The 1,899-nt window shown below is 43.8% G+C and carries 1 protein-coding gene; it reads right to left on the reverse strand.

The genetic code is table 11. The annotated features are described in order from the left end of the window. Nucleotides 1-1,750: penicillin acylase family protein (locus ACZFYI_RS19840; protein ID WP_462525852.1), on the reverse strand; the 1,750-nt coding region annotated here is incomplete at its 3' end. Between the last annotated feature and the right edge of the window lie 149 nt (nucleotides 1,751-1,899).

The following is a 1,899-nucleotide window of genomic DNA, read 5'->3' on the forward strand; positions in this document are numbered from 1 at the left end:
CTCCCAAAGTCACCAATTCTTTTCCAAAGTGGGTTTGAAAATGAGCTTTGGCAGCTGTCAGACTTTCTACAGCTTCTTCCTCCGTAAGTATTGTTTCCCAACTTCTGCCGTTTTCAGCGAATTTGTCCCACCAATAATAGTAGACAAAGGCAAAAACCGCCGCCCCTTCACTTTCGGTTCCCGAGCGTTTATCCCAGTTGTTGATAGTTTCGATCTGCTTGGAGATTTCCGGGTACTTGTCCGGGATCAGGCCAAAAAGGGATTCCATATTGGTACGGAAAGCCAAATTTTCGGGTAATTGTCCATCGTATTTGATCTCTTTGAACTGCTCGAATGAAATTCTTCCGCTGTCGGGCATCAATTCCCGGAAGCGCGTCGACCGGTTATTGTCCCGAAGGAGGTAATTCATCGATTTCGGGTAATTGTCTGGATTAAGATTGTCGGCCAATCCGCTTGCTTTGAAAGGGGAATGATTGGTATTGAAAAGGTAGCCCGAACCCGGATTATATTGCTGTGGCAAATCCTCAAAGTCATGATAATCTGTCCACAAGGCTTTTTTGGTATTTCCTGCCACTGTACCTGTGAAATCAATAAATTGATCCCGGATAGGGATCAGGCCATTGCTTACATAAAAAATTGTATCGTATTTGTCGGCGTATACTGTGTTGAAACTTGTCAGTTCCATCTGAGACATGGCTTCACTGAATTCTTTAAAATTCCTGGATTTGTTCATTCGCCACCATTGTTCCGGAGCACCAATCCGCTCTAAGGCCCCAAGTCTGATGGAAAATGCTCCTTGGTCCGTGACAAGAGTGGGTCCATAGATGCTTTTCCAGATTTTTTTTGGAAAAGGAATTGTAATCAGATCCCAAAGTTTTACCCTAAGCCAAATGGTCTCATTTTCCAATTCCAGCCATTCTCCATCTACCTTGTATTGGTCTTCGTTCTCAGGATTGATTTCCAATTGATAAAGATCCAAGAGATCGGGGAAATTAACCGTGTGTGCCCAACCCAGATGCTCATTTACTCCATGAAAAATCATCGCTCCACCGGGGAAAAGCCCTCCAAGGATATTCCAGCCTTCTTCAGAATGGAGATGTGCTTCGTACCAAGCCACAGGTCCGTCAAGGGGTTGGTGGGAATTGATGGCGAGAAAAGCCTCTCCTGTATCAGTCCTTGAAGGGTGGATGGCGATGGCATTGGAGCCTTTGGGATTGGTATCAAAAGGAACGGTTTCAACTTTTCCTGAAACAATTTGCTGAACGGCTCGATCGGCGCCTGACATCTGGGCAAGTGAAAGTATGTAGGCAGCTGTGATTTCTTTTGTATTCACTGGGAAAGCCTTTTCCAATAATACCTTTTCAGGATGTGCCAAAGCAAAGTCATTCATTCCTGCCGCATAGGCTTCCAAAATGGCTTTGAATTCTTTGGAATAGCCGGAATCATATTTGGCTTCTGCAATTTCAATGGTCTGCAATAAATGTCCGAAGAAATCCACCGCAGCGCCATCCTGACCATACACCCGACCCACCATCCTCTTTCCGGCAAGCAATGTTTTTTGGATGGTTTCAAAATCATCTTCGGCATGTGCCCATGCCAATCCATAGGCCACATCAGCGTCTGTCTGCCCAAAAATATGTGGTACTCCAAATTCATCACGGGCAATCTGAACCTTAGATGTATCCCATCCCGAAGAATTGTAGGAGCTTTCGCAGGAATAAATTATTAGGGGAAAGAGCAGTAAAAGCACGGAACGGATGATTTTCATAGGGTGATAGACAAAGGTTAGAATAGATTGCAAAATGGGTTTTTTTATTGTGAACAAAAAAACTACTGCTTGTCTTGATTTTAGAGAAGAAAAAAAGTTTTCTAAGCTTAAAAAACCTTCCAATTGGTTCA

This window comes from Aquiflexum sp. (assembly GCF_977115555.1).